The organism is Rhodospirillaceae bacterium (assembly GCA_018660465.1).
Lineage (GTDB): Bacteria > Pseudomonadota > Alphaproteobacteria > Rhodospirillales > JABJKH01 > JABJKH01.
Genome location: JABJKH010000084.1, coordinates 65,594 through 91,079 on the forward strand (window position 1 = coordinate 65,594; position 25,486 = coordinate 91,079).

A 25,486-nucleotide genomic window follows, 5' to 3' on the forward strand; every position below is an offset into this window, starting at 1 on the left:
CTCCCATTTCCGAATAGATTACCCGCCAAGACCATAAGAGGGAAACGTTAGTTGGAAATTCAATTCGATAAGGGGCTGCTGCTGTTCGGTGGAACCTATGGGAACTTACAAGCGACGGAAGCATTGTTTGGCGAAGCGGAGCGCTTGGGCTTCAATTCGGACCGCATGGTCTGCACCGGCGACCTCGCGGCCTATTGCGCTCAGCCCCAGGAAACTGTGGACCTAGTTCGGCATAAAGATGTCGCAACAATCTTGGGCAACTGCGAAGAAAACTTGGCAGCGGATGCAGATGATTGCGGCTGTGGGTTTGAAGACGGCACGGCCTGCGATCTGATGTCTCAGCAGTGGTATACCTTCTGCCGCGAAAAACTGAGCACGGAAACCAAAAGCTGGATGGGCACCCTGCCCCGCACCCTCACCGCGATCATTGGCAATAAAAGATTACGCGTGGTTCATGGCGGGCTCAGCGTTATCAACGAATTTATATTCCCCTCTTGCCCGAACGATCATCTAAACAGCGCCATGAATGAGGCTGAATGCGATGGCATCTTGGCCGGACACAGTGGCATTCCGTTCGCTCGGATTATTGGTGATAAGTTGTGGCTCAACAGTGGCGCGGTCGGTATTCCCGCCAATGATGGAACCAACAGGGTTTGGTATGCGATTATTGAACCTGTAGACGGTGGTCTAAAAATTTCAACTCATCCTTTAACTTACGACTACGAAATTGCTGCCGATGAAATGCGCCGGGAAGGCCTGACGGCGTATGCTGATGCGCTTGCAAGCGGGCATTGGCCAAGCACCGATGTCTTGCCTGAAAAAGAAACGGCTGAGACGGGCCAACGTCTCGAACCTTTATCCCTGACTTGGAACTAATGATGCGGAAAAAACGTAAGAACCGTGAACGCAAAGCGAAGCCCGCCGGGCCCAAGGACGGTAAACAATTTACCATCACCCATCTTGGGCGGCATGGTGATGGGGTGGCGTCGTTAGAGTCGGGTCCTGTCTATATCCCCTTCTCTCTGCCAGGGGAAACAGTCACCATTCGGCGCGATGGCAATGAAATCACCAACCCGTCAGTAGATCGAATCGAGCCCTTCTGCCCCCACTTCACCCGCTGTGGCGGCTGCATGACGCAGCACTTGAGCCAGGATAAATACGTCGAATGGAAACGCGGCACTGTTGAAACGGCGCTTAGGAACAGAGAGATCGCGGCCCCCGTCGCAAACCTTGTGGATGCCCATGGCGCCGGGCGCCGTCGGACGACCCTCCATGTCCGGAGCAAAAGCGGGGCCCTCGACGCCGGGTTCATGCGCGCCGGCAGTCATGACCTGATTGAAATTGACGCGTGCCCAATTCTCGCACCTCCGCTTAAACAAGCTCCTGAGCTTGCGCGCGCTTTGGGCGGTGCAATTCCAGATTTATCAGGTTCTCTCGACATTCAAATAACCGCGACGAATTCCGGGCTCGATTGTGATATTCGAGGAATAAAAGAACTATCACTCGATGCGCGAATGAACTTAGGCGAACTCGCAGAGCATCACGACCTTGCGCGTGTTTCCGTTGGCGGTGAAGCTGTCGCTGAACGCAGACGACCAATCCTAAAATTCGGCATTGCCGACATCACGCCGCCGCCTGGCGGTTTCCTGCAGGCAACCGTGGCCGGGGAAGAAACCCTTGCCGGGTTGGTCTTGGAAAAAGTCGGCACCGCCAAACGTGCCGCTGATTTATTTTCCGGCATCGGCACCTTTGCCCTTCGCTTGGCGGAACAGACCGCTGTTACCGCCGTGGATGGATGGGGGCCTGCTGTCGAAGCGCTCACCCACGCCGCCCGCCACACCCCAGGGCTAAAACCAGTAACAGTGGAAAAGCGCGATCTGTCCGGGCATCCTCTGCTGAGCAATGAACTAAATGGGTTTGATACTGTGGTCTTTGATCCTCCACGGGCAGGAGCCAAGGAACAAACTTACGAGTTGGCAACGTCAGAAGTTAAAACCATCGTCGCGGTTTCCTGCAATCCAGCGACCTTCGCCCGCGACGCGGAGATTCTGATCAATGGCGGCTACAAACTGGTCGACGTGACGCCGGTTGATCAGTTCAAATGGACGGCGCACGTGGAATTGGTTGGACATTTCCAGAGAGATTAGCTGGACGGAGCCAAATCGTGTCGGGTATCGTGGCAGTAGTTTAGAATTAAATAACGAGCGGATTTCATGAAAATTATTAGCTGGAACGTCAATGGCATTCGCGCCATTGAGAAGAAGGGCGAATTGGATGTCTTGTTAGCGGTTCAAGACCCGGACGTGTTGCTGCTGCAAGAAACCAAGGCCAACCGCGACCAGCTATCCGAACACCTGACCGAGAACCCGGACTATGCTCAGTTCTACCATTCGGCCGAAAAGAAGGGCTATTCCGGGGTTAGTACGTGGGTAAAACGAAGCCTCGCAGAAGGCGCTGAATTCTCCACCGGCATGCCAGGGTTCGATGATACCGAGGGTCGCATTGGACGGATCGATCTCGGCGACACCACGATTTTTGGGGTCTACTTCCCCAACGGCGGAAAGTCCGAAGCCGCGTGGGATGATAAGCTCGTCTTCTATGAAAAGTTCTTGGGCTATGTGAATGATCTTCGCGACGCCGGGCAAACCGTAATCTGGGCTGGTGACGTCAACTGCGCCCACGAAGAAATTGATCTCGCCCGACCCAAAGACAACATGAAATCCATCGGCTTCCTGCCTGAGGAACGCGCTTGGGTCAGCAAAGTCATCGAAAACGGCTGGGTTGATATCTATCGCCACAACAACCCGGAAACAGTGATGTATTCATGGTGGCATATGAGATCAGGTGCCCGGGCCCGAAACGTCGGCTGGCGGATCGATTATTTCTTCGTCGATGAAGCAACCATGGGCAAAGTCACAGACATGACCTACCTCAACGATCAAATGGGGTCTGATCACTGTCCGGTGGTGCTGGAGATCACTTAATCTTCCAAACCTTGCGGTGCGACATTCGCCGTGGCATTCTCCGTCGCAGCAGACATAGAGGGAACCTAAACAATGGCAGACGAGCCTATTGAGCTGGAAGTTTTCAGCGACTACGTGTGACCGTGGTGTTATCTCAGTACCGGGCGTATTGAAAAACTTAAAGAAAATTACGACATCACGGTTAAGTTGGTGCACTTTCCGTTGCATCCGGACACACCTTCTGAAGGCCGCACTTTGCAGGCCATGTTCGGCAGTGGACCCGAGGATATTCAGGCCAAAAACGACCGCATGCGTGGCTTGATGGAAACAGAAAACCTGCCCTTCAACGACCGTTCCCATACCTACAACAGTCGCCTTGCCCAGGAACTGGGTATCTGGGCCGACACGCAACCTGACAGCGATGCCTATCACATGGCGGTCTATCAGGCCTACTTTGTCGAGAACCGTAATGTTGGCGACCCTGACGTGTTGTTGGCCTTGGTCAAATCAGCAGGGCTAGACGTGGACGCTGCCAAGGACGTACTGGAAAATCGCACCTTCAAAGATGCAGTGGATGCGGACTGGAATAAATCCCGGCAGTATGGCGTTACCGGTGTTCCGACCTTTGTTGCAGGCGGCCAAGGCTGCGTTGGCGCGCAGCCCTATGAAGCTATTGCGGGCATGCTTGAATCCATCGGTGCGAAGAAGAAAACGGACTAAAATTCCGTTACGATTCAGCGTCAACTAAGTCGGTATCTTCGTCATCCACCTTCGCTGCGGGAAACTTGTAGGACCCGTATCGCAGGATGACCACAGCTACTGACAAGAATAAAATGCCTGTAGTCACAATCAAAATTGCATAATCTGAGGGATGGTGTTCTTCGTTAACCAATCCAATGAGCAAACGGGTCAGTGCGGTAATTGCGACATAGAGCATGTAGCGCACGGGCATGTGGTTGGTCTTGAAATAAATCCCAACCATCGCGCCCAGTTCTAAGTAGATGAACAGCAGCAAGACATCCTCGATCGAGGCGCGCCCGCCATCTACCATGCCCAGGAAAGTAAACGCTGCTGCCCAGACAATTGTCGCACCAATGGCAAACAAGGCCAGCAAATGAAAACTTTCGACACATACGTGGCCGACAAGTTCGATAAAATCCTGAGTGCGCTTAGACGCGTATTTAAACCGACGAATTGACGCCATTTCTAGGGACTCCCTATCCCTAACCTTGCTTATGTTCTTGCTATTAAGCAATGATATTATGGTGGATGCTTCCCCTCATGCGTCGGGGGGAGTATGATTCCAACCTATGCAAAAACTAAAAAAATCTGCCCATTTATTGTATCACGGTCGTGCCAAGCGAGCAGTTCTATTTCGCTACGCGTTGTTATGCTTTGATATCGTGACGATAAGCTTCTTTGTTGCCTCCAGCATGGTTCCGGCGACACCCATCGTCTTGGTAATCGATTTCTGCATCGCTGGTGTCTTAATTGTGGACTTTGTCGTCAGGCTCTGGATCGCGGAAAGCCGACGCAGATTTCTATTCCAGTTCATGACGCTGGCCGATTTGATTGTGATTGCGACCTTACTGGTGCCGCTGGTGTTGGAGAATTTTGCGTTCTTGCGGGTGGTGCGAACCTTGAGACTCATTCGGTCCTATCGCGTTCTGATCGACCTTCGCACGCGATATAAGTTCTTTGCCCGAAACGAACAAGTCCTACAAAGTGTACTTAATCTATTTGTCTTCATCTTTGTATTTACGGCCCTGGTGTATGTGTTTCAAGTGCGCATTAATCCGGGCATTGAGACCTACACCGACGCGCTATATTTTACTGTCGCGACACTGACCACCACAGGTTTTGGGGACATCACACCAGAAGGCAAATTGGGTAAGGTCCTGGCCATCTTTATCATGGTCTTTGGGGTGGCGCTGTTTCTACGCTTGGTGCAAACAATCTTTCGCCCACAGAAAGCACATGTGCGCTGTAACACCTGCGGCTTGACCCGCCATGAACTGGATGCGGTCCACTGTAAGCACTGTGGCGATGTCATTAATATTGAGACGGAAGGGGCATAGCCCGCCACGCGGCACCTAACACAATGAGGAAATTAGCCTGCGACCGGCCTTCCCATAATTTCCGAATATCGTTCCGAAAACTTTGGCCACACCTCTGGATTAATGAACCTTTGGGGGCGTTTTCCGTCAAATATATTGATCCACTGATCCGCCGCCCATTTGGCCATATTAAACATACAATCCGTAGTCACGCCGGCATTGTGCGGAGAGGCGATGACATTTTCGAACCTCATCAACGGGTGATCGTGTGCAGGAGGTTCCGCGTTGAAGACGTCAACGCCTGCGCCCGCTAATCGCTTTGTCGCGATGGCATTTTCTAGGGCCACTTCATCGTGAATTCCACCCCGCGCCGTCGATATAAAGATAGCACTTGGTTTCATGGCATCGAATTCAGGCTCGCCAATCATACCCCTTGTTTCTTCCGTGAGCGGACAATTGATTGAAACGAAATCGGATTTGGACATTAAGTCTTTCAGCGTAACGGACATTGCGCCACGCTCAATGAAATCGTCATCCGTAATGTAAGGATCATAAGCAATGACATTCATTGAAAATACTTTTGCAATTTCCGCAAGCCGTCGCCCAACTTTGCCAAGCCCAATAATGCCAAGGGTGCGGCCCGTTAACTCACTCCCAACGTAATCCCACCGGGTCCAATTGCGGTCAACACGACGAATGGCTCGGTCTGTCTGGATAATTTGTTTGGCGAGGCTCAACATCAAACCAATGACGTGTTGGGCGACCGATTCCGCATTGGCGCCAGATTGATTGGCAACCAATACGCCCGCTTCTGTGCAGGCATCAACATCAACCATATCATAGCCGGCACCACTTACTGATATCGCTAACAGGTTGGGACAGCGTGTCAGAAAGTCAGCGCTTGGGTAAAATTGCTCTTCTGTTTCCGTCGAGGGTAGACACTGATACCCATGTGCTGTCTCTAGAACCCGCCATGTCTGACCAGGATCATCGGAAAACAACATTTTCATGAGTTCGATGGAGCTTGATGCGCTGATCGTTTCAGGCCCTATCGGGTCCATCCAATTTTCGAAATAAACCAAGTTAGCCATTTTTCAACAGACCCTGCGTCGTTAAGTTGTTAAACCAAATTTTAAAATCCACCGGATCAAGAATAAAAAGCATGTTTTTATCGAGTACAGCAAGCACCGTGGTGAGAGGATTAATATAAAGACAGAAGGAGCGTAACCTCACTAAATCGCCGAGGTTTTATCGGCTGACCCGTCAGCAAGCCAATAACATGCGCCAACAAGGCGATCACCACCAGCAGGCTAACAAATAGAAATACTTTCGCCGGATACCTAAGCGCCCCCGGTTCGTATTCCCGCCGGTCCATCCAAAGAGAAAACGCGAATACAGCTGCCGCGATGGCAAGAGCGATCAGCGTGACCGTGAGAGACATAAAACACGTTACCTTATTTATTCAGAAAGGCTGTTAATAATCGAGAAACCATTATCCGCTAAGTTATTCCATAGAATCAACACACTGCGACAAGACTCAAAAATCTGGGGGAGCATCATGGCTCAAACTGTAAAATGCGGCGATAAATTTTTTAGACCTGAAGCACCGGGAACTGTTTGGAATGTCGAACGCGTAATCGACATGCCTGGCCTTCCGCAACATGCTGAAATCGTGGCCTACGGTCTCAGAACAAAAACCATGTTGTTGTCAGAAACGGCTCTTCTCGATCACCGGATGTGGCAAGCCTACGGTGAAAAGGCGGCTTAATCAGCCGTCTTTCGACACCCAGGATCATTCCTCGCCTCTCATTCCTGAGGTCAGGCATAGTTATCCGTTTGCGAACCGGGGAACGGCCTCGTCATTTATGGGGGCGTGAAGCGCGGCTGCGGTCAAGGCCAAGGCGATCCCCGCCCACCAAACAGGCATGTATGACCCAAAGTTATCGAAGAAGTAACCGCCCAGCCAAACCCCAAAGAAGGCTCCGACTTGGTGGCTAAAGAAAACGATGGCAAACAACGTCCCCATGTACCGCGTGCCAAAAATCTGCGCAACGATGCCAGAGGTTGGCGGGACGGTGCTGAGCCAAAAGAAACCCATAAGCGCTGAAAAGATGAACACGGTTACATTGCTGATGGGGAACATAATAAAAGCCAAGATGATAAAAGCCCGACACGTATAAAGCCCACTCAACAAATACTTTTTTCGATAGCGTCCAGAAAGAACCCCAGACACATAACTACCAACAACATTAAAGAACCCAATTAATGCCAGCGACCACGCCCCTGTGCCAGTAGGCATCCCCAAATCAGTGAGGTAAGCGGGCAGATGCACACTAATAAAGGCGACATGAAAACCACACACGAAAAAGCCCGCAACCAGCAATCGGTACCCGTTATGGCGCGATGCTTCGGCTAGGATTGCGCGTAAGGTAAAGCTCTCTCCTCCGGCTTTCTTGGGTGGCGCAATGCGTTTTTCGACCCTTCCGATCACGAAAGACATAGCGATAACAATGGAGGCCAGAAGAGCCAGCAGCCCGTACGTCGCAGACCATCCGTAATTTGTGAGTAAAAGCTGGCTCAATGGCACGATCAAGAACTGCCCAGATGCGCCGACTGAAATTACGATGCCGATGGCCCAAGTTCGTTTCTCCGGGGGCATAACCCGCCCGACAACGCCAATGATAATTACATTTCCTGCAGCTGCCTGTGCCATACCGATAATCACGCCAGCACTGAGTTGAAAGGTCAGAGGATCGGTAGCATGCATCATCGTAAGAAGCCCAACCACGAAGAGGATGCCGCCGATGAAAATACTCTTTCCCGCCCCTGCTTTATCTGCAAACGCTGCAGCAAATGGTTGAAATGCACCCCACAACAGATTTTGCATGGCGATGGCGAAGGCAAACACTTCCCGTCCCCAGCCTAATTCCAAGCTCTGGGGTTTTAAGAACAGCCCGTAACTGGCACGAACGCCAAAAATTATCAGGACGCACATGGCACCCGATATAAGAATGATCCAAGGCAGGTAGGCCGAAATTTTTGGTTGTTCGTTAGACACGTTGATTTTCCTCAGGCGGGATTAGTCGAGCGCGCGCCAGTCTATGCGGGAAAGACAGGTCACACCATACGCTTAATACACATTGCCGCTATGTGTTGGTATATTCGGCCAATTGTCCTGGGCGCTAAATTGTGCTTTGATTTTTCACATGAATTCACAGGCAGCTCAATCGAAGGTTATGAAACAGTTTGGTTGGTTGGCGCTCGCAATCGGCCTTTTCATGCTCTCCCAGCCTGTCCTCGCAGATGGAATTGCCACCAGAGGCCTGAAATTTGCCGAACAACCCTGTTCCAGGTGCCATGTCGTCGGCAATAATAGGTTTGGCGGCATTGGCAGCACACCATCGTTTCGGGTTTTTGCTAGAATGATGCAACAGAATGAACAGTCCGTTTTGGTACGCTTTCGAACATTCTACCTTCGACCACCGCACCCCCCTTTCGTACAGGTTGATGGTGTCGCACGATCGACAAAGGACACACCTACTATTGCACAATTCGAGGTTAACCAGGATAATTTAGAAGATATTATCGCCTATGTTCAAAGCTTGAAAAAAGCCCTGTAGGCATCCGTCCAAGACCAAAGTTAGGATATAAATGGAAGTTAATCCCAAACGCAGGCTCAGCGCCTTAATCTTAAATACAGTTGGCATTATATTGCTGCTTGTTGGGGGGTATGTGTCCCATTGGGTGACGGTTGCAGGGGGCCTTTGCTTTGGTATTGGCACATTATTGTGGGGTATTGAATTTCGCCACAGTCAGTATAATCCAGACGAGGATGACATTGAAGATGATGGGATGGTTTTCGTAAGCCGCGACCCCAGTCAGTATCTCCCGCAAAAGAAAAAACAAGAATGGCAGGAAGAACTGGATACACTGGAACTCGAACGGCGTCATAAGATCTGCTAATCTGACCTAACGGAATCTCTGCATGCCCAAACAATGTTCCTTCGTCGGTACGACAAACAAACGATGCCCCGGCACGGCTGAGAATGATGATTTGTGCCACTGGCACGATCCAAACGAAACCAAGAACCGGCCCCGGGACCGCCGAGATTTGGAAGCCTGGGCAAAAAGCGGCAAACCTATGGAAGGGTTTTCGTTACGCTACGCCGATCTGGAAAATATTGATCTGGTCAATAAGGATAGCGACGAAGGCTTCAACCTTACCAATGCTGATCTCAATCACGCCAACCTCCGCGGTGCACATCTTTACAATATTGACCTAAAGGGAAGCGCGCTTCTTAAAGCTGATTTCCGGCATGCCAATCTAAATTTTGCGGACATGCGGGACACCGACATCTTGGGCGCAGATATGACCAAGGCCAGGATCGAGCACACAAAATGGGGCGACAAAGTTCGTCAAGAAAACTTGGCTGAGATCGCGATTAAGCAAAACCAACATGAGGAAGCGCTCGATTATTATCAGCAAGCCGAGGAAACTTATCGTGCACTTTGCACCGTCTGCGAAGCGGAAGGTCAGTTCGAAGAAGCGGGCCAGTTCTATTACCGAGAAATGATCGCCCGAAGGCATCAATTACCATTGCTTTCCAGCAAACGATTGCTTTCCAAGATGGTGGATTTCATGTGTGCCTATGGCGAAAGCCCGGCACGGGTGATCGGCATCTCAATTGTCTTAATTCTGTTTTGTGCCGTGTTTTATTTCTTTCTTGGAATTGATAATGAAGGTTTGGCCATTGTTTTCCGCCCGGATAAAGATTTGACCGAAAACGTGCTCGCATTGGGGAACTGCATTTATTTCAGCGTCGTTACATTTACGACACTGGGGTACGGCGACATTACACCAATTGGCTTGGCACGGTTTATTGCGACAATTGAGGCTTTCTCCGGAACCTTTATCTTGGCACTTTTCGTTGTTGTCTTCGCCAAGAAAATGATGCGCTGAGAGCTGTAATGGACGAAACGCCCCAACGCAGGTCTATCGACATCGATGCTTACGCACCGCCGGAAATCGCTTCCAGGATTGAAACGGCAGGCGTCAAGAAAGCTCACTTGCCTGTATTACAGACGATGGTTCTAGCCGTGTTGGCTGGAGCCTTTATTGCCTTTGGCGGCATGTTTTATACGCTTGTCGTTACCGACAGTGGAATGGGGTTCGGACCCCAAAGACTCTTGGGTGGGATTGCGTTTTCCCTCGGGCTTATTCTCGTCGTTATAGCGGGTGCAGAACTGTTTACCGGCAACAACCTTATCGTCATGGCGTGGGCTGAAAATAAAATCAGCACTCATCAACTAATGCGAAATTGGCTGCTGGTCTACATCGGAAATTTTGTTGGTGCAATGGCAACAGCGTTGATCGTTTACTGGTCCGGAATTCTATCACTTGGCGATGGAGCACTTGGCGAAACAGCCAAAGCAATCGCCCACGGCAAAGTGCAGTTACCGTTTATGGAAGCCTTCTTAAGGGGGGTGCTGTGTAACACCCTGGTCTGCCTTGCTGTTTGGCTGTGTTTTGCCGCCCACACCGTGACCGGAAAAATTCTGGCAATTATTTTTCCCGTCTCAGCCTTTGTCGCGTTGGGATTCGAGCACTCGGTGGCCAACATGTATCTTATCCCCATCGGCTATCTGGCAAGCGTCGGCGACTCATCGGCGACCGGATTGATGAGCTATTTCACAGCAACAAACGGCATCACCCTCAGCGGCTTTATCGGGAACTTGGTTCCCGTCACTTTAGGAAACATTGTTGGCGGCAGCGTGTTCGTCGCACTGGTTTATTGGATCGTCTACCTGCGCGACACCGACTCATAAAGGCTCAGCCGCCATCCCTTCGAGCTTGTACACCCCAACGGCGGTATCATGCAGGATCGCCCGTTGATCAGCTTCTGGTAAATGAGCGATTGCCTTCCGGTGGGCCGTAACGATGGGCGCATATGGCGTCCACAGCATTTCAATTGGATAATTGGAACCAAACAAGCACCGTTCCGGTGGGAAGATTTCCAACGTCTGACCAATCAATTCGGCGATGTGGTCTTCTGAATTCTCGTGAATAAACGTGCCGAAGGCGGACAGCTTACAGAATACATTGGGCTGATCCGCCAGCGCTTTCATGCCGTCGCGCCAGAGAGCCAACCCTTCGGGGGAGCGATCTTCGGCCATGCCTGCGTGCTGGAGGATTTGAGGAATTCCAGGATAGTCCGCCGCGAGCTTGGCCGCATCTTTCATTTGTGAGGCAAAGACCTGCAAGTCAAACGACCAGCCATAGTCTTGAAGCCGCGCAAAATTCTTGCGCCAAGTCGTATCGTTCATGACATCCGGGCGGGGTTGAATGCGATAAAGATCATTTTCGTGCCAATGGAGTTGATGACGAATGCCTCGCATTTTCGGAAATGCGCTTAGTTTTTTCAATGTTTCAGGAGAATCGTCATCGAAGAAATTGGTATAAGCGACAATGCCATGTGGCCACCCCAGGCGGTCCGATACGCTCTGCACCCAAGCCGCTTCATCAACGGCTTGTTCCGGGGCCCAATTGACCTGCAGATAAACCGATCCAACGATACCTGAGCCCGCCATATCGGCCATCAGATCTTCCATCAAATAATCCCGGCGCAGTCCCTCGTAAGGGCCAAAGACGCGTGTAACCTCAGGCCCGTTCAGCCACGGCAAGTCGGCATGACGCCAAATATGGTGGTGCGAATCTAATATTGGAATCATATGGTTAGCCCCCGAATGCGCCTTTATTGGCTTCAAGCCATTCTTTCAGTGTTCGGGGCGCGTGTCCCGTCAATTTCTGAACCCACTCACTTTCATGGGCCATGCCGCCTTTGGCAACAAATCCCATCATTCCCCCCATGTGGGCAATCAACCAATCTGGCATGCCTTTGTCTTCCATGGCTTTCTTTGCGGCTTCCGGCGGCACTTGAACGTATTCGATTTCCCGGCCCAGAACATCCGACATCGTGTTAACAACGTCTTCCATGGTCACAGCAGCCCCGGCGAGATAATAGGCAGCACCTTGGTAAGACTTATTCGTCAGCAGTTCCGCAGCACACTCACCGACATCCGCCGGGTGAACCATGGAAATAACCGTTTCTTTTGGCAGAGCCGTAATCAGCTTATTCATGGCGACAACAGGAGCCGCCATGTTCATTAGATTACTCGTGAAAAAATTAGGCTGGCTAATCGCCCAATCGATGGCGCCTTTGCGGACTTCTTGTTCGACGACGTAATGGTTGCGAATGATCTCAGACGGCGCATCTGCGGTGACGCCTTTTTCACTACCCGAAGATTTAACTAAGTAAGAAACACCAGCGCGCTTTGCCGCTTCCAAACCATTGAGTTCCATTTCCGCCAGTTTCGGGCTGTGACCGCACAGGAGATAAAGCGTATCAAGTCCGGCGAACGCCGCATCCAAACTGCTGGGATCGCTTAGATCACCCTGAATCAAATTAACATCCCCGCCCAATTTTTCCGCTGCTGCAGCAGGATCGCGCACAATACACTTAAAATCCGCACCCTTCGCCTTGAGCGCTGCCACCACCTGAGAACCGGTTACGCCGGTCCCGCCTAATACACCAATCATGTCGCTTTATCCTTTTTCGTCTCGTTAATCCCGATTGTCGACGCGCTTTGAAAAGGCGCGCACCTCAACCAATTCCCAAAGGTCGGCTGCGACCAAGGGGTCATCTTTTTGAAACGCCTCAATTTCGGCTCGATCTGCTGCTTCCACAACGTAGAGACTACCCACAACGGTTTCGCCATCATCATCAACTAAGGGCCCTGACATCACGATCTTGACCGATGCCTGCGCAAGATAGTCCCGATGCGGTTGCATGACAGCAGCGCGTTTTTCCGCCATCCCTGGTTTATCAATACAAAATATCGCAAACAGCATTTACATCCCCCTGTATGGAACATTCATCTTGGAGTCATGCTAGCGTGTAATATACGAAATACAACACACACGGAGAGTAAGAATAGTGCCGAATTTTTAAAGGTGCTTATTTATCGACGCTGATCCCGACATAGGAAAAAATAGAGGCCCACACATCAGGCAGGCCGTAGATCTTGGCTACAGTCGGCATCATCGGGACAATCATGCCAACGATGAGCACAAGTCCGATGATCAGTCGGCGTTTTTCTTGCTGGGTCAACTTCATTTATGCGAACCCTTACAGGCCCAAACGTCGAAATAATCTAACGCTGTCCGACGTTCATACGCAGCGCTAAACGCTTCTTGAAACTCAGCCCAAAAGGCGGGTTCGTTCTTGAAATAATTATTCATGGCAAACGGGCGCTCCGCTTTGGGAATTAACCAAAGATCCGTCTTACAGCCCCGGATATGCTCAAGAAGAACAGTTGAAACAGGCTTGCCTTGATATCGCATTTCCATGGCGCTTGGCCCTGTAACCGTCGTTGGGTTTCCTGCAAATGCGAGCAATGGCCGCGGGTTCGTCAGGCTGTACGTTACCGCAACATCTCGGCCGTACCCCATTTCGATGCTTTTCCCCGGATATTTTTTAAGGATACCTCTAATTTCGTCTGCAACAGGGCTCATCGCCGAAAGTCGGTCATAGGTGCGCCATAAACGCTTTTGCGGAGTAATACTGATAATGACAAACACCAGGAAGAAAACGCCTAAAATTCCCATCCTAGGTGCCGGATTGTCGTTCAGGGATTGGGCAAATTTTGAAAACAAATCAACGCTAGCCGGAACGAAGGGCAACAAATGGTACCAGCCTGCGCCGGGAACGGACGCTGAATATATCCCAACGCAAATGCTGAGGATGAAGGTCCCCAGGTACCATATGTTTCTGACTTCGATCCGGGGACGAGCCCACCACCAAACGGCGGCAAGGGCAATTATCGGCGACAAGAAAAGGGTTGAGTACTTAAGCACTGTACGAAGAAGATCGAGACTAATTGTTCGACCGCCAACCATATCAAATAACCGACCCAAATAAAGTTCCAGAGATATGGACGGCAATCCAAACGGCAATAGAAAAACCCCGACCGATAAGACCGCCATCAACGGCCAAGAAACATACCAACGCGCGGCGCAATACCGAAAGACGATGGGAATAAAATAAATAAAAGCGTGCGCCTTGAAATTTACCGCGAGGCCAATACACACCGCCACTGCAGCGTGAGGAGCATAGGTTCCATATTTTTGTAGCCCGCTAGAGGCCACTGCGACACAGACCAGCATTAAAATAAAAGGATCAGGTCGCGTCCAAAAAGACAGCGGTGAAACCGCAAAAATTATCCCTAAGAACATGATCACACCAACGGCGGCGACATCGCGATCGCTTGTTCTGAATAAATGCAGGGAAATCGCAGCCAATCCGACAAACAAAGCAATCCCGCCAGCCAGATTGCTCGTCGCCAAGTTGCCACCGAAAATCCATAAAATCAGCCCGTTGGCGATATTCAACAACGGCCCGTAAACACCGGCCATGAAATTAATGGACTCGGCTGAATAATAAAGATCGAGACCGCTCAGCAAACGCCACGATCTAATCGCAATATTGGGCAACGCGTGATCGACGTACGTATCCAGCGAAGCGTACCAACCGACGATCAGCGCGAGATAAGTCACCCCGACAATTGCGACGGAAAGGAAAATCCAATTTTGTAGCTTATAAAAATTCATTAAACTGGTGGCGGGCTGGCGACAATGTTTTGTTCGCTGCGAATGGCCTGGGGGCCACCATGTTTAAGGGCATGAGCCAGTTGATCTGTTTTCGCACGAACATTAGCGGCATCAGGGTCAACGATGCGCCGAAGCTCCCGTTGCAATTCTTCAAGGGTTTCCTTATAGGCAGGGTTTTGCGCGAGGTCGTTGGTTTCCTGCGGATCATTCCCCAAATCAAACAACTGGCTCGGCGCGCCGACGTGGAAGATTAACTTCATATCCCCGTCCCGCACCATAAATGCCGCGTTCTTGGTTGATTTAACATGTACTTCAGCAAAGCCCAATCGATCCATTGGTGTCTCTTCGATCATTGGCCACAATGAGTTTCCAAAGCGCAAATGATCAGGGGTGCCTGTGGGGCAGCCAGTGGAGTCGAGTATAGTTTCATACAGGTCCACATGCGACACGACTTCCTTGATCGCCCGCCCCACTGGGATGTCAGGCCCCGACATCAGCAGCGGGACACCCAGAGAATGCTCATAGAGCGTGGTCTTCCCCAAAAGGCCGTGATTGCCTGCGGCTTCGCCATGGTCACTGGTATAAAGGATGCGGGTATCATCCATCATTCCAAGCGTCCGCGCTGCCTCCATTACTTCGCCAATTTGTTCATCGACATGGCTCACTAGTCCGCAATAACCAGCGACTGTCCGACGGACGAGTTCTTCACTAAACGGCTCCTCCAACCAATCCAACCGCCGAGTATGGTTGAGTGCGGGATGATCGGGCCGGGTTGTGCCCTCCCATTGCACTGGCATCGGCACATCCTCCATGGGGTACATATCGAAGAATCGTTTGGGAACTGAGAATGGTGGATGCGGGCTCGCATAGGAGACCAGCAAAACCCAAGGATGGTCCTGCTTTGGGGCTTCGTTCTTAAGCCATTTCACCGCCTCAGCGGTCACATCCCGATCATAGTTCTGGTAAGGTGCTGTCCCTTCGCCTGATTGATTATACATCTCTCTGAATGGAGGACGAACAGGCACGCCCTCATCCGTCGCTCGCAACAGGCCAATCAAGTCACCCGTCCCTTTTACGATGTGCATGGTGACGATTTCGTCGCTAAAGCCCTGATCAATCTCTTGGGAAAGGTAATGCAGCTTGCCGATGGCCACAGCTGAATATCCCCGATCCCGCAACTGCCCGTGCCAGGACGCGTGACGCCCATCAAATACTAAAGCATTGTCCCAGTACCCTGTCTGATGGGGATATAACCCGGTCGCCATGGCTGCCCGAGAAGGGCAACACAACGAACTGGCGCAATAAGCATTTTCAAATTTAACGCCTGTGTCTGCGATCTGGTCCAAATTCGGGGTCTTGACCATAGGGTGGCCATAACAGCCCGCCATGGATCTGGCATGATTGTCCGTCAGAATAAATATTAGGTTCGAAGGTGTTGGCATGTCTCACTTCGGAGGAAATTTATGGTCCCCCATTGTACGAAATTCGTCTCCGTTAACAAATTTATTAGCTTTTTTCTGCTAAATGTTCGATAAAAGAAGAGAGGCAGGGGGAAGAGTGTTAAGGAGCTACCATGATTTTACGTCGTAATTTAATTGCATTTGCTATTGCAGTTCTTGTCGCAACGGCTGTTGCGCCCCAGTCTGCGTCAGCTACATCGCCTGAGAAAGCTGCGGGTTTTCTCACCCAGCTTGCAAATTCCACCGTTGCTGTTTTGCAGGTCAAGGGGACACCGCTAGATGTCCGCGAGGCCAAGATCCGTGATCTTCTACGCGGTAACTTTGATTTCTATCGTATTGGTCGATATGTCATGGGCCGGGCGTGGCGATCCTCAAGCAAGGCACAACAGAAAGAATTTTTAGGTCTGTTTCGTGAGAACGTACTCCGCACCTATTCAAGGCGGTTGGGTGGCTATGTCGGCCAGAGCTTCAAGGTCGTTGGCTCACAGAAACTCGGCAAGAAAGATGCGTTGGTCAGGACCGTTATTTCGCGACCAAGTGGCCCCCCAATTAAAGCTGGGTGGCGGATAAGAGAAACACCCAAAGGCTTCAAAATTCTCGACGTCATGGTCGCTGGACTGAGCATGATCAAAACTCAGCAATCCGAATATGCTTCTGTAATCAAATCACAGGGCGTTAACGGCTTGATTGAGAGTTTGCGACTGAGAAACACCAAATTCGCGGCCCGGCGCTAGAGCGCTGGAATATAGGAGGGATAATACAATGAAAGCTCTCATAGGAATATCGAAAGTTTATCGCCCTTTGGCAGGTGCACTTGCTGTGACGGCGGCCATCACTTTGGCCGTTCCTGCAGAAGCGGAAACAGGGTCTGGCTGGGAAAAATATCAGCAGGGTGACTTTATGGGTGCACTGGCTGTCTGGAAGCCCCTGGCGATGAAGGGCGACGCAGGCGCGCAGTTCAATGTCGGCGTGATGTACAACGATGGCCGCGGTGTTGAACAAAACCGCAAGATAGCGCTCAATTGGTGGAATAAGGCCGCCGATAATGGTGATGGTCAGGCACAACACAACCTGGCCCAGGCCTATGCCAATGGATTAGGCGTCAAGAAAGACTACAAGAGAGCAGTTGCCTTGCTAAAAATGGCCGCCAAGAAGGGCGTTATCCGTTCTCAATACTCGCTTGGCAAAATGTATTCCTCAGGCTTCGGGGTTCCGCAAGATCATACTGAGGCCTTCCGCTGGATTAAAATGGCGGGAGAGAAAGGCCAAATGAAGGCTCAGTACAACCTTGGCAAGATCTATCGGGATGGCCGTGGTGTAGAAAAGAATATTAAGACTGCAGCGCAGTGGTTTTTAAAGTCTGCTTTGCAAGATTATGCGAAAGCACAAAATCATATCGGCACGCGCTTAATTGAGGGCAAAGGCATCGCCCAGGACAAGGTCCGCGGCATGATGTTTCTAATTTTATCCTCTAATCAGGGCCACAAGTCAGCGCCTATGAATATGAGAAAACATGGTGCAAATTTGACCACCAAAGAACGCCTTGAGGCTGAAATTCGCGCTAAAAAATGGGCCCCAGCGGAGCAGATGAACTAATAGACAACGACACCACAAGCTGCCCTAGAACCGCCCCCACCGAGCTTTTTCGGGATATCGGAGTGGTTGTCACCGCCTGAGTGAATTACGATGGCGCGGCCTTTAAGGTCTGACAATTTGAGTGCTGGTGCGTAGGACGTACGTGTCGCCCTGCCATTAGAATCGACATAGAGCAACGGTAAATCGCCTAAGTGGCCGCCGCCGTGAGGGCCTAAGTGCTTGCCAGATTTTTTTGGATCAAAATGGCTACCTGCCGCCAATCCCCCGACCAACTTTCCACCCTTCATCTTAGGACCGCAGTCTGGATTCTGATGAACGTGGGTGCCGTGCCGACCTTCGGATAGCCCTTTCAAATTGGGCATGATTTTTAGGCCACGTGCCGTATCCTGAAAAACGATCATACCGACGATCTCACCAAGCCCATTCGCCCGTTCCGTCTGGACTTTATGAAACGTAACGGTGATGGTCGCCGCTGATGCGGTCCCACCAAGAGCAGCCATCGCAACAAATATTCCAAATGTGATCCATAAATAAGATTTTTTCATTGTTGGGTCCTTCCCTGAAGTGCCGCTTTTAAGTGGTATTTTCAAAATATCTTCTAGAATTATTGGTTGAGCTGGGTAGGATTACAATCGTCTCTCTAAAAAAATTTCTCTCCCCCTTGCAACGCCCCCCGGCGTCTTCGCATAATACCCTTATGAACGATACAAAGACATTTCCCCAAACCGCGCTGGCCGGTGAAGACCTGATCGAATGGTATTACAGCCAAGGCGTTTCTGACGGTTTTCCGGTTGTCCCGCCAACGCCCGAAAAAGTACAGGCGATGTTGGACGCGCTGGGTGGTGAGCCAGACTTTGTTGAGTGCCGAGTACCCCCGCGCTGGGGCAATCTCACACGTGAAGTCTTGGCAGTGAACGCGGTGATGGCAGGATGCTTACCAATTTATGCCTCTGTGGTTCGCGCGGCGATGTTGGCGCTGACGGACGAGAGCTTCAATCTCAATGGGGTACAGGCAACGACGCATATGGCGTCTCCCCTGCTGATCGTGAACGGGCCGATTCGAAATGAGATCGGCATGAATTCAGGATGCAATGTTTTTGGCTCTGGCAACCGCGCCAATGCGACCATTGGCCGCGCCGTTCGAATGATCCTGTTAAACGTCGGTGGAGCCTGGCCCGGGGACTTGGACAAGAGTACCCTTGGCCATCCTGGCAAATACACCTACTGCATTGCGGAAAACCAAGAACACAGCCCATGGGCACCTTATTCTGTCGAGAAGGGATACAGCGAAACCGACTCGACGGTATTTATGATCGCCGCCGAACCGCCGCACAGCGTTACCAACCACGTTGCCGATGATCCTGAAGGAATTTTAGATTCTCTGGTTTCAGCAATGAGTACGATCGCCCACAACAACGCCGTCTCCAGCGGTCATTGCACTGTGGTGATTTCGCCGGAACACGCGACCACTATTGCTGGCAAGGGTTGGACACGGCACGACGTACGAATGTATCTCTGGTATCATGCGCGGAATACTTTTGGTGAAGTCGCGTTCCAGCACCGCTACGGCAAGGTCTACAACCGCAGCCTGCCCAAATGGTTCCGCAGGCGCGATGACGAAAATATCCCCGTCGTGCCAGAACCTGATAACATTCATCTGTTTGTTGCTGGCGGCGAGGCGGGTCGGTTCTCTGCCTTCATTCCCGGTTGGGGTCACATGACCAGCCCTGTCCTGCGTGCCGTTGACGGCAGTGCCCCCATCGGAGGCCCGGTCTGCATCGACGGCACCTGTCGGCTATAAACTATCTTTAAGAAAGGAACTCCCATGGCATTGGATATCCCGCAAGATGAAGTCAGGGTCTATGACCCCAGAGGCGTGGTCGAGGCTGAACCGCTGCCAATTGCACCCCGGGTTAAATCTTTGGCGGGCCTCAAACTCGGCATACTGGACAACACAAAATGGAACGCCAACAAGCTGCTTCGAAAAGTGCTTGCTCGGTTGGAAGACACCCACGACTTTGCCGAGACCAATTACTATCGCAAAGAAAGTTTCTCCAAGGTCGCCACCCCAGAACTGATCGCGCGAATCGCAGCGGAGAATGATGTGGTGGTGACGGCCATCGGGGACTGAGGCTCCTGCACGTCGTGCTGTATGCATGACGGGATTACGCTAGAAACTGCGGGCCGCCCAACCGCGGTTATTGTCACCACTGAGTTCGTTCACGAAGCAGAGGTCCAACGTGCGGCCCTTGGCATGACGGATTTGGTTCCGGTCATCATCGATCATCCGGTAAGTACGTTGAGTGAAACTGAGTTGGACGCGCGTGCGGAATCTGCTGTCACGCAGGCCGTGGGAAAATTCCTCGGAACTGCATAACTGAGGGTATAGACCATGCCAGCCAACCCTAATCCTAAAACGATTAGTTTTAATGTTGGCTTGCGCGGACAGCCACATCCATTCACGTGCTTCGATACAGATATAAATCGCAAAATTACCAACGATATATTTCAGGGTATAACCTACCCGTTATTTAAAAAAATACCCGACGTCACTTGTATCGTTGATATTGGTGCGAATGTAGGTGCTACGACGGTGCTCTTCGCGAACGAATATACGAATGCCAGAATCGTCGCATTCGAACCGGCGCCCGAAACATTTCAGCTTCTGCAAAAAAATACGGCGAGTATTTCTGGGGTCGAAGTTCATCCCTATGGTCTCTTTGACACGGATAAAGAGGCCATTCTTTATCAGGGAAATGAAGATACCGTAACGCGTTCGCTGGCAGAAGGAATTGATACAAAGTCAACCGGAGGCACCATCATTTTGCGGGACGCTCGCAAATGTTTTCAAACTCTGTCTATTGAGAAGATTGATATTTTGAAGATTGATACGGAAGGGGCTGAACGGCACATTCTGTCCTCTATTGCGGGAATGTTGCCGCAGATATTGGTGATATATATAGAATTCCATAGCGAAGAAGACAGGCAATTTATCGATGCGCTTCTTTCGCCCAGTCACCGCTTGTTCAATGCAAAAATTAATGTGCCGCACCGGGGTGATGTAACCTATGTCGCGAAAGATGTCCTTCGCACCTGGCCTGGGGTGGAAGACTACAAGATCGTTCTTTGAAGAAATCTAAGGGGCGACAAGTTCCAAAATACTTTTTGCCGCGAGTTCGGCCCCATTAGGTCCGGCCCAGTCCCGCATACGGGTTTGCAGGGCATGCCGATATTTGGCATCGCGCATGGACTCAATTGCCTTGCGCAATGCTTCTGTATCCAACGGCGTCACCTTGACCCCAAGGTCGGCATTCGTGAACCGATCCGCGTTAAATTCTTGATCGGTCGCCGGAAATCCGAACGGCACCCAGATTGCGGGTAGACCTGCATGAACCGCTTCGGCAGAATTAAAGCCAGCTGCAGAAATGCAGAAATCAAAGGCAGAATAATATTCGACCATGGGGAAGTGATTGACCGGTACACAGTTGTCCCTTTGAGAAATTTTATCGACATCACTGGAGAGGGGCTGCGCTGCGCAGGCAATTCTGATATCTGAAAATTCTGAAAGGACATCCAAGGCCCAGTCCCTAAACTCTGAATTTTTGACATTTCCACCACCGCCAAGCCCGACGTAAGCAGTTAGCTCATCTTCACCCTGCTCCCTTAGACCAAGGTGTCTACGTGCCACATCGCGAGGCTGAATTTCATCAACTGAGCGCACCAGAATATCTCCCGTCCAAACAAGTTTTCCTTCTTTTGAATCTTTGATGGGAAGGATGTCTTGCTCATCTTCGTGATAGGGCATGATCACCCGATCATAAAAATTGACCGCAAAACGATAGGCAGAGTGCTTTATCATATTCGGGAAATTGCCGTAGAGAAAAACGCGCTTCGGAACTGTAGACAACAAAGAAAGAAGTTCCGAAAATGCGCCTTGAGGTGCGCTATCGACAACGATAATTTCAGGCTGAAACGTGGCAAATACCTGCGCTGTCAGAGAGGAAGCGAGATGCCTAATCGGCAAATTTTTCTCGAGGGCAATCGTTTCCTGTGAGGGAATTTTAACAGAAACAATCTTTTCCTGCCAAAGAATGTTCGAATTTTCCGAACTTGTAAGAACCAAGAGTTCCGTCTCTGGCGCGAGCTTTCGAAGCTGCCGACTGACTGCCAAGATTCGGGTGATATGCCCCAACCCAGTCCCGTTCATGCAATACAGTAATATACGCGCCATCGTTTGAATCCACCGTACTACGCGGGCGAAGAGTCCTTGAACACTGGAACCGCCGCTGAAAACTCACCAAGCCAGCCGAGGAGGTTCGGATAATCATCCCGCCAGTCAAACTGCCCGCGAAAATCGATGTATTCGAGCGCACAGCCGAGGCCAATGGTCCCCACAGTCACCGGGTCTACCGAGGGAAGTGCGGTTTCTAAAGACGTTAGCCCGCGCCTGATCTTTTCGCGCTGCATGTCGAGCCAAGGTGCGTAAGGTTTCTGATCCGGGCGATAGCGTCCTTCGTAAACTACCAACAACGCGGCTTCCATAATTCCGTCAGCCAGAGCCGCAAGTGTCAGTGCATTGAATTTCTCATCTGTGTCTTCAGGGATAATGCTGCCCCCAGCGACCGTGTTTAGGTAGTCCATAATGACCCTGCTGTCATAAAGCACGCGCCCGTCCTCCAAAACCAACGCCGGGATTTTCCCTAATGGATTTTGCGACAGCAACGAGGGTTCCAAATTCTTTGTCACCGCGACTTCGAGTGTGATTTGATCGGATATCCCCAGCACAGCTGCAGCGACATTTACTTTACGAACGAAGGGAGAACTGGGCGACGAGCGAAGGGTGAAGGGCATGATATCCTCTACGACAAAAATAATGGAACCTCTTCAATACCGAAAAATTTCCGCCGGGGGGAGACAAATCTAAGTCACTGTACTAAAATCACCCCTTCAAATGGTCTTAGGCGAATAGACCTTCCTATAGCTTGGTAAGGAGAAACCGATGCGGATCCTGACGTACCCCCTGTTTTTGGCCTTAATTTCAACTGGATTTATTTTGGCGCCTACGCCGGTTTATGCAGCACCTCAGATTTTGGGATTGGTCGCGTCGGCTGAGCCTGTACCACTAACGTGTGAGAACGGAATGTGCGCCGCTGAGATTACCTCCATGTGCCTGCAAAAAAGTCGCCCCGCGCCAGTTTATGGAACCGCCTACAAACTTGCCAAGAAATCTCGCATCACGCTTATACTTACAAGCTCAGATGGAGTTCAAAAGACCTTTCCCATTGCGGAGCAGGTGGAAATTAAGTCATTCAGTATGTATCACTCGGTCTCCCTCCGTGTACCTGACGATGTTGTCGCCAAACTTGGCAAAGGCCACGCTGCCGTAGTGATTGAGCCCTTGGCCTCAGCCATTCCTGTTGCCCTGAAAGACGATCCCAAGCCGCTAACTGCCCGCGAAATTCGCCGCTATACAGGCCCGCTTCGCGTGGTGGCTGCGCGCGCATTCGAAGCAGACCAAGTACGGGTGTCCGCAACCCGATATCTCAATCAAATGGTCAACCAGTTACCCGCAGATAATTCGGCCGGTATCGACAAACTTCCATCCGTTTTGAAGAAGGTAAAATCCCAACGCCAGCCGCCTGAGGCTGCCCGTCTGACCAAGACTGCCATCAACGACTGCCGTGAGCTTTTGAGAAAAGATATCTCCCCCGGCCTCCGATCCTGCCTGTCCCACCAACACGACCTGATCACGTCGGAGACGAACAACAAAGTCTGGAAGGCGTTGAAGCCCGGGAGTTAGAGGAAATCCTACCGCTTAAATTTAACAACTGTCCCATACGCAAGAATCTCAGACATTCCCTGGGATACGGTACTCGTTGAATAGCGCATGCAAACAACGCCATCGCCACCTAAGTCCCGTGCGGCCTCCTCCAGCCGCGCGCGGGCCTGTGCACGGGCTTCTTCCAGCATCTCCGTATAACCCATAATTTCACCGCCAAAGATAGATTTGAGACCGGCCATGATATCCCGTCCAAGGTGCTTGGACTGCACCATGCTCCCCGACACGATCCCCAATGCTTCGGAGATTTCATGCTGTGGGATTGTTTCGGTGGTGACGACAATCATTTGGATTCCCTTGCTTTAAATTTAGGATGCCCTATGCAGGAACGAGTTCACTGATTGTCCCGTCTTCATTTAGTTTCAGCCCGGTTTTTTCCGCCTCACCGATAACACTGCCGGCCCAGGAAACACTGCCCGAGTTAGAACCGCCCAAAATGGCCATGATAAAACCATGCTCATTACTTTCATTGCGGAAACCACGCATGACGCCTGGCGGCACGGACACAACATCAAATTGCTCAATAGTGGTCTCGAATTGCCCTTCATCGCCCCAAATAATGGCCCACGTCCCGGTCATTGGAATAAACACTTCAACCGTAGGGTGGTCGTGCAAGGCTGCTCCCTTTCCCGGTTCCGCACCAATGTAGGTTAGGTTGAAATCTTGGGCGTCAGTAATGGCCGGGGAAAGATTAGGATCTTCCGTTACGCCGCGACCAATGACGTTATAAGTATTTCTTTCATGGGCGGGGATACGAGTGTCTAGGTACCCTTCTGCACTATAGCTTAATTTTTTAAAGCGCGCGGTGCGGGCCTCCATATCTTCAGGCGTGATTGTCATTTCCCCCATCTCCCTCTTTTTAATGGCGATTTCGTTTGATACAGTTAGACGAAGCCCTGATGTAACATACTCCTGGAAAATTCACCATGCCAACTCACCACACCCTCAACCCCTCCTCCTCCACCGTTCACTGGGGCTATTGGGATTCTGCTCTTGATCCCGTACTCCGTATTCAGTCTGGGGACACTGTCACCGTGACGTCAATTTCGGGCGGCATTTCACGAATGCCTGAGGACAAAAGTCTGGTTCGGGCGGAGCATATGGAAGTTGTCGAAAATCTGAAGCCTGAAATTGGCCAGCATATTCTAACCGGGCCAATTTGGGTTGAGGGGGCTGAACCGGGCGATACCCTGGAAGTACGCATTCAAGACATAAAACTCGCCGACAGTTGGGGGCATAATTTTATTCGCGTACTGAGCGGCGCGTTGCCGGAAGACTTTCCCTATACCCGCTGCATCATCATTCCCATCAACCAAGAAGCACAAACGGCAGAACTGCCATGGGGAAAGACGCTTAAGTGTAATCCGTTCTTCGGTAACTTCGGCGTCGCACCGCCCCCGGCGTACGGACGGATCTCATCCAAGGAACCCCGCGAACATGGCGGCAATATCGATAACAAAGAACTGACGGCGGGCTCGACGGTTTATTTCCCGATCTGGACCGAAGGCGCGCTGTTTTCAGCCGGTGACGGCCATGGCGCGCAAGGCGACGGCGAGGTCTGTCTGACCGCACTAGAAACCGGATTAACCGGCACCTTCGAATTTATCCTGCACAAAAACACGGGCCTGAAATTCCCCCGCGCCGAAACAGAAACCCACCTGATTTCCATGGGCCTGAACCCAGACCTGGACGATGCTGCAACCCAAGCCCTGCGTGAGATGATTTCCTGGGTGACCGAGATATCCAATTTAACGGATGAAGACGTCTATCGGCTGTGCAGTCTGGCCGGTGACCTGCGAGTCACGCAGATTGTCGATGGCAATAAGGGCATTCACTGCGTATTAGAGAAGGCGCTGTTTTAGGCGTCCTTCGAGACGCGCATTCTGCGCTCCTCAGGATGAAGA

33 protein-coding genes are annotated in these 25,486 nt (G+C 51.2%); 18 read left to right on the forward strand and 15 right to left on the reverse strand.

All coding sequences use genetic code 11. The features are described from left to right. Positions 1 to 51: 51 nt before the first annotated feature. From HOM51_13290 to HOM51_13305, 4 genes are all read left to right on the forward strand, one after another. Positions 52 to 876: a metallophosphoesterase family protein gene (locus tag HOM51_13290; GenBank protein MBT5035481.1), complete on the forward strand. Its 825-nt coding sequence runs from the start codon at positions 52 to 54 to the stop codon at positions 874 to 876. Positions 877 to 878: 2 nt separating this feature from the next. Continuing rightward, positions 879 to 2,147 (forward strand): class I SAM-dependent RNA methyltransferase, encoded by a 1,269-nt coding sequence (locus tag HOM51_13295; protein MBT5035482.1) that lies wholly within the window; start codon positions 879 to 881, stop codon positions 2,145 to 2,147. A 66-nt stretch (positions 2,148 to 2,213) separates the two neighbouring features. Beyond that, positions 2,214 to 2,984 (forward strand): exodeoxyribonuclease III, encoded by a 771-nt coding sequence (gene xth, locus HOM51_13300; protein MBT5035483.1) that lies wholly within the window; start codon positions 2,214 to 2,216, stop codon positions 2,982 to 2,984. A 72-nt stretch (positions 2,985 to 3,056) separates the two neighbouring features. Beyond that, positions 3,057 to 3,683, forward strand: coding sequence for a DsbA family oxidoreductase (locus HOM51_13305; protein ID MBT5035484.1), 627 nt, complete (start codon positions 3,057 to 3,059; stop codon positions 3,681 to 3,683). 7 nt (positions 3,684 to 3,690) lie between these two features. On the opposite strand, the gene HOM51_13310 is transcribed toward HOM51_13305, so the two are convergent. Continuing rightward, entirely contained in the window at positions 3,691 to 4,167 is a 477-nt protein-coding gene (locus HOM51_13310; protein ID MBT5035485.1) for a phosphate-starvation-inducible protein PsiE, read from the reverse strand. A gap of 106 nt (positions 4,168 to 4,273) precedes the next feature. Between HOM51_13310 and HOM51_13315 the strand changes: the two genes are divergently transcribed. Continuing rightward, entirely contained in the window at positions 4,274 to 5,041 is a 768-nt protein-coding gene (locus tag HOM51_13315; GenBank protein MBT5035486.1) for a potassium channel family protein, read from the forward strand. Positions 5,042 to 5,073: 32 nt separating this feature from the next. Here the strand turns inward: HOM51_13315 and HOM51_13320 are convergent, their stop codons facing one another. After that, entirely contained in the window at positions 5,074 to 6,111 is a 1,038-nt protein-coding gene (locus HOM51_13320) for a hydroxyacid dehydrogenase (protein ID MBT5035487.1), read from the reverse strand. A 110-nt stretch (positions 6,112 to 6,221) separates the two neighbouring features. Beyond that, on the reverse strand, positions 6,222 to 6,461 hold the full coding sequence (locus tag HOM51_13325) for a hypothetical protein (GenBank protein ID MBT5035488.1): 240 nt from the start codon (positions 6,459 to 6,461) through the stop codon (positions 6,222 to 6,224). A gap of 117 nt (positions 6,462 to 6,578) precedes the next feature. On the opposite strand from HOM51_13325, the gene HOM51_13330 reads away from it, so the two are divergent. Further along, positions 6,579 to 6,788 carry a hypothetical protein gene (locus HOM51_13330; protein ID MBT5035489.1) on the forward strand — a complete coding sequence of 70 codons (210 nt, stop codon included), beginning with the start codon at positions 6,579 to 6,581 and terminating at the stop codon, positions 6,786 to 6,788. Between the two features lie 60 nt (positions 6,789 to 6,848). Here the strand turns inward: HOM51_13330 and HOM51_13335 are convergent, their stop codons facing one another. Next, on the reverse strand, positions 6,849 to 8,015 hold the full coding sequence (locus HOM51_13335; GenBank protein ID MBT5035490.1) for an MFS transporter: 1,167 nt from the start codon (positions 8,013 to 8,015) through the stop codon (positions 6,849 to 6,851). 241 nt (positions 8,016 to 8,256) lie between these two features. Here HOM51_13335 and HOM51_13340 point away from each other — a divergent pair, with 241 nt between their 5' ends. Genes HOM51_13340 through HOM51_13355 form a run of 4 tightly spaced genes read left to right on the forward strand, consistent with a single transcriptional unit; the run spans position 8,257 to position 10,846 of the window. Beyond that, the gene (locus HOM51_13340) at positions 8,257 to 8,640 is read left to right on the forward strand and encodes a hypothetical protein (GenBank protein ID MBT5035491.1); all 384 of its coding nucleotides are present in this window, start codon (positions 8,257 to 8,259) and stop codon (positions 8,638 to 8,640) included. 31 nt (positions 8,641 to 8,671) lie between these two features. Beyond that, a complete protein-coding gene (locus HOM51_13345; GenBank protein MBT5035492.1) occupies positions 8,672 to 8,983 on the forward strand; it encodes a hypothetical protein in 312 nt (103 codons plus the stop codon). Between the two features lie 22 nt (positions 8,984 to 9,005). Continuing rightward, on the forward strand, positions 9,006 to 9,980 hold the full coding sequence (locus HOM51_13350) for a hypothetical protein (GenBank protein MBT5035493.1): 975 nt from the start codon (positions 9,006 to 9,008) through the stop codon (positions 9,978 to 9,980). A gap of 8 nt (positions 9,981 to 9,988) precedes the next feature. After that, a complete protein-coding gene (locus tag HOM51_13355; protein MBT5035494.1) occupies positions 9,989 to 10,846 on the forward strand; it encodes a formate/nitrite transporter family protein in 858 nt (285 codons plus the stop codon). Here HOM51_13355 and HOM51_13360 read toward each other — a convergent pair. The 6 genes from HOM51_13360 to HOM51_13385 all read right to left on the reverse strand — a co-directional run bounded on the left by HOM51_13360 (position 10,841) and on the right by HOM51_13385 (position 16,129). Next, positions 10,841 to 11,749 (reverse strand): amidohydrolase family protein, encoded by a 909-nt coding sequence (locus HOM51_13360; GenBank protein MBT5035495.1) that lies wholly within the window; start codon positions 11,747 to 11,749, stop codon positions 10,841 to 10,843. The two genes, HOM51_13355 and HOM51_13360, sit on opposite strands and share 6 nt — an antisense overlap. A 4-nt stretch (positions 11,750 to 11,753) precedes the next feature. Further along, the gene (locus HOM51_13365) at positions 11,754 to 12,617 is read right to left on the reverse strand and encodes an NmrA family NAD(P)-binding protein (protein ID MBT5035496.1); all 864 of its coding nucleotides are present in this window, start codon (positions 12,615 to 12,617) and stop codon (positions 11,754 to 11,756) included. Positions 12,618 to 12,641: 24 nt separating this feature from the next. Further along, positions 12,642 to 12,929, reverse strand: a complete 288-nt coding sequence (locus HOM51_13370; protein MBT5035497.1) for a YciI family protein — start codon at positions 12,927 to 12,929, stop codon at positions 12,642 to 12,644. 106 nt (positions 12,930 to 13,035) lie between these two features. Next, positions 13,036 to 13,194 (reverse strand): hypothetical protein, encoded by a 159-nt coding sequence (locus HOM51_13375; GenBank protein ID MBT5035498.1) that lies wholly within the window; start codon positions 13,192 to 13,194, stop codon positions 13,036 to 13,038. Then, a complete protein-coding gene (locus HOM51_13380) occupies positions 13,191 to 14,687 on the reverse strand; it encodes a hypothetical protein (GenBank protein MBT5035499.1) in 1,497 nt (498 codons plus the stop codon). The genes HOM51_13375 and HOM51_13380 overlap by 4 nt, the downstream gene beginning before the upstream one ends. Beyond that, a complete protein-coding gene (locus HOM51_13385; protein ID MBT5035500.1) occupies positions 14,687 to 16,129 on the reverse strand; it encodes a sulfatase-like hydrolase/transferase in 1,443 nt (480 codons plus the stop codon). Before HOM51_13385 ends, HOM51_13380 begins: the two co-directional genes overlap by 1 nt. A 131-nt stretch (positions 16,130 to 16,260) precedes the next feature. Between HOM51_13385 and HOM51_13390 the strand changes: the two genes are divergently transcribed. Both HOM51_13390 and HOM51_13395 read left to right on the forward strand, forming a co-directional pair. Beyond that, on the forward strand, positions 16,261 to 16,881 hold the full coding sequence (locus HOM51_13390) for an ABC transporter substrate-binding protein (GenBank protein ID MBT5035501.1): 621 nt from the start codon (positions 16,261 to 16,263) through the stop codon (positions 16,879 to 16,881). Positions 16,882 to 16,909: 28 nt separating this feature from the next. Beyond that, a complete protein-coding gene (locus HOM51_13395; GenBank protein MBT5035502.1) occupies positions 16,910 to 17,743 on the forward strand; it encodes a sel1 repeat family protein in 834 nt (277 codons plus the stop codon). On the opposite strand, the gene HOM51_13400 is transcribed toward HOM51_13395, so the two are convergent. After that, the gene (locus HOM51_13400; GenBank protein ID MBT5035503.1) at positions 17,740 to 18,243 is read right to left on the reverse strand and encodes a superoxide dismutase [Cu-Zn] SodC2; all 504 of its coding nucleotides are present in this window, start codon (positions 18,241 to 18,243) and stop codon (positions 17,740 to 17,742) included. The two genes, HOM51_13395 and HOM51_13400, sit on opposite strands and share 4 nt — an antisense overlap. A 197-nt stretch (positions 18,244 to 18,440) precedes the next feature. Here HOM51_13400 and HOM51_13405 point away from each other — a divergent pair, with 197 nt between their 5' ends. The 4 genes from HOM51_13405 to HOM51_13420 are packed head-to-tail and all read left to right on the forward strand — an operon-like array spanning position 18,441 to position 20,873. Continuing rightward, a complete protein-coding gene (locus HOM51_13405; protein MBT5035504.1) occupies positions 18,441 to 19,544 on the forward strand; it encodes a hypothetical protein in 1,104 nt (367 codons plus the stop codon). 24 nt (positions 19,545 to 19,568) lie between these two features. Continuing rightward, positions 19,569 to 19,874 (forward strand): hypothetical protein, encoded by a 306-nt coding sequence (locus tag HOM51_13410; GenBank protein MBT5035505.1) that lies wholly within the window; start codon positions 19,569 to 19,571, stop codon positions 19,872 to 19,874. Positions 19,875 to 19,895: 21 nt separating this feature from the next. Next, positions 19,896 to 20,120, forward strand: coding sequence for a hypothetical protein (locus HOM51_13415; protein MBT5035506.1), 225 nt, complete (start codon positions 19,896 to 19,898; stop codon positions 20,118 to 20,120). Between the two features lie 15 nt (positions 20,121 to 20,135). Then, on the forward strand, positions 20,136 to 20,873 hold the full coding sequence (locus HOM51_13420) for an FkbM family methyltransferase (protein MBT5035507.1): 738 nt from the start codon (positions 20,136 to 20,138) through the stop codon (positions 20,871 to 20,873). A gap of 6 nt (positions 20,874 to 20,879) precedes the next feature. Here HOM51_13420 and HOM51_13425 read toward each other — a convergent pair whose 3' ends face one another. After that, positions 20,880 to 21,974, reverse strand: a complete 1,095-nt coding sequence (locus HOM51_13425; protein MBT5035508.1) for a hypothetical protein — start codon at positions 21,972 to 21,974, stop codon at positions 20,880 to 20,882. Between the two features lie 17 nt (positions 21,975 to 21,991). Continuing rightward, positions 21,992 to 22,594 (reverse strand): glutathione S-transferase, encoded by a 603-nt coding sequence (locus HOM51_13430; GenBank protein ID MBT5035509.1) that lies wholly within the window; start codon positions 22,592 to 22,594, stop codon positions 21,992 to 21,994. Positions 22,595 to 22,742: 148 nt separating this feature from the next. Here HOM51_13430 and HOM51_13435 point away from each other — a divergent pair, with 148 nt between their 5' ends. Then, positions 22,743 to 23,543, forward strand: coding sequence for a hypothetical protein (locus HOM51_13435; protein MBT5035510.1), 801 nt, complete (start codon positions 22,743 to 22,745; stop codon positions 23,541 to 23,543). Positions 23,544 to 23,551: 8 nt separating this feature from the next. On the opposite strand, the gene HOM51_13440 is transcribed toward HOM51_13435, so the two are convergent. Both HOM51_13440 and HOM51_13445 read right to left on the reverse strand, forming a co-directional pair. Next, a complete protein-coding gene (locus tag HOM51_13440) occupies positions 23,552 to 23,869 on the reverse strand; it encodes a YbjQ family protein (protein ID MBT5035511.1) in 318 nt (105 codons plus the stop codon). A gap of 31 nt (positions 23,870 to 23,900) precedes the next feature. Continuing rightward, positions 23,901 to 24,422, reverse strand: a complete 522-nt coding sequence (locus HOM51_13445) for a cupin domain-containing protein (GenBank protein MBT5035512.1) — start codon at positions 24,420 to 24,422, stop codon at positions 23,901 to 23,903. 86 nt (positions 24,423 to 24,508) lie between these two features. Here HOM51_13445 and HOM51_13450 point away from each other — a divergent pair, with 86 nt between their 5' ends. Next, positions 24,509 to 25,444: an acetamidase/formamidase family protein gene (locus HOM51_13450; protein ID MBT5035513.1), complete on the forward strand. Its 936-nt coding sequence runs from the start codon at positions 24,509 to 24,511 to the stop codon at positions 25,442 to 25,444. Positions 25,445 to 25,486 lie beyond the last annotated feature (42 nt).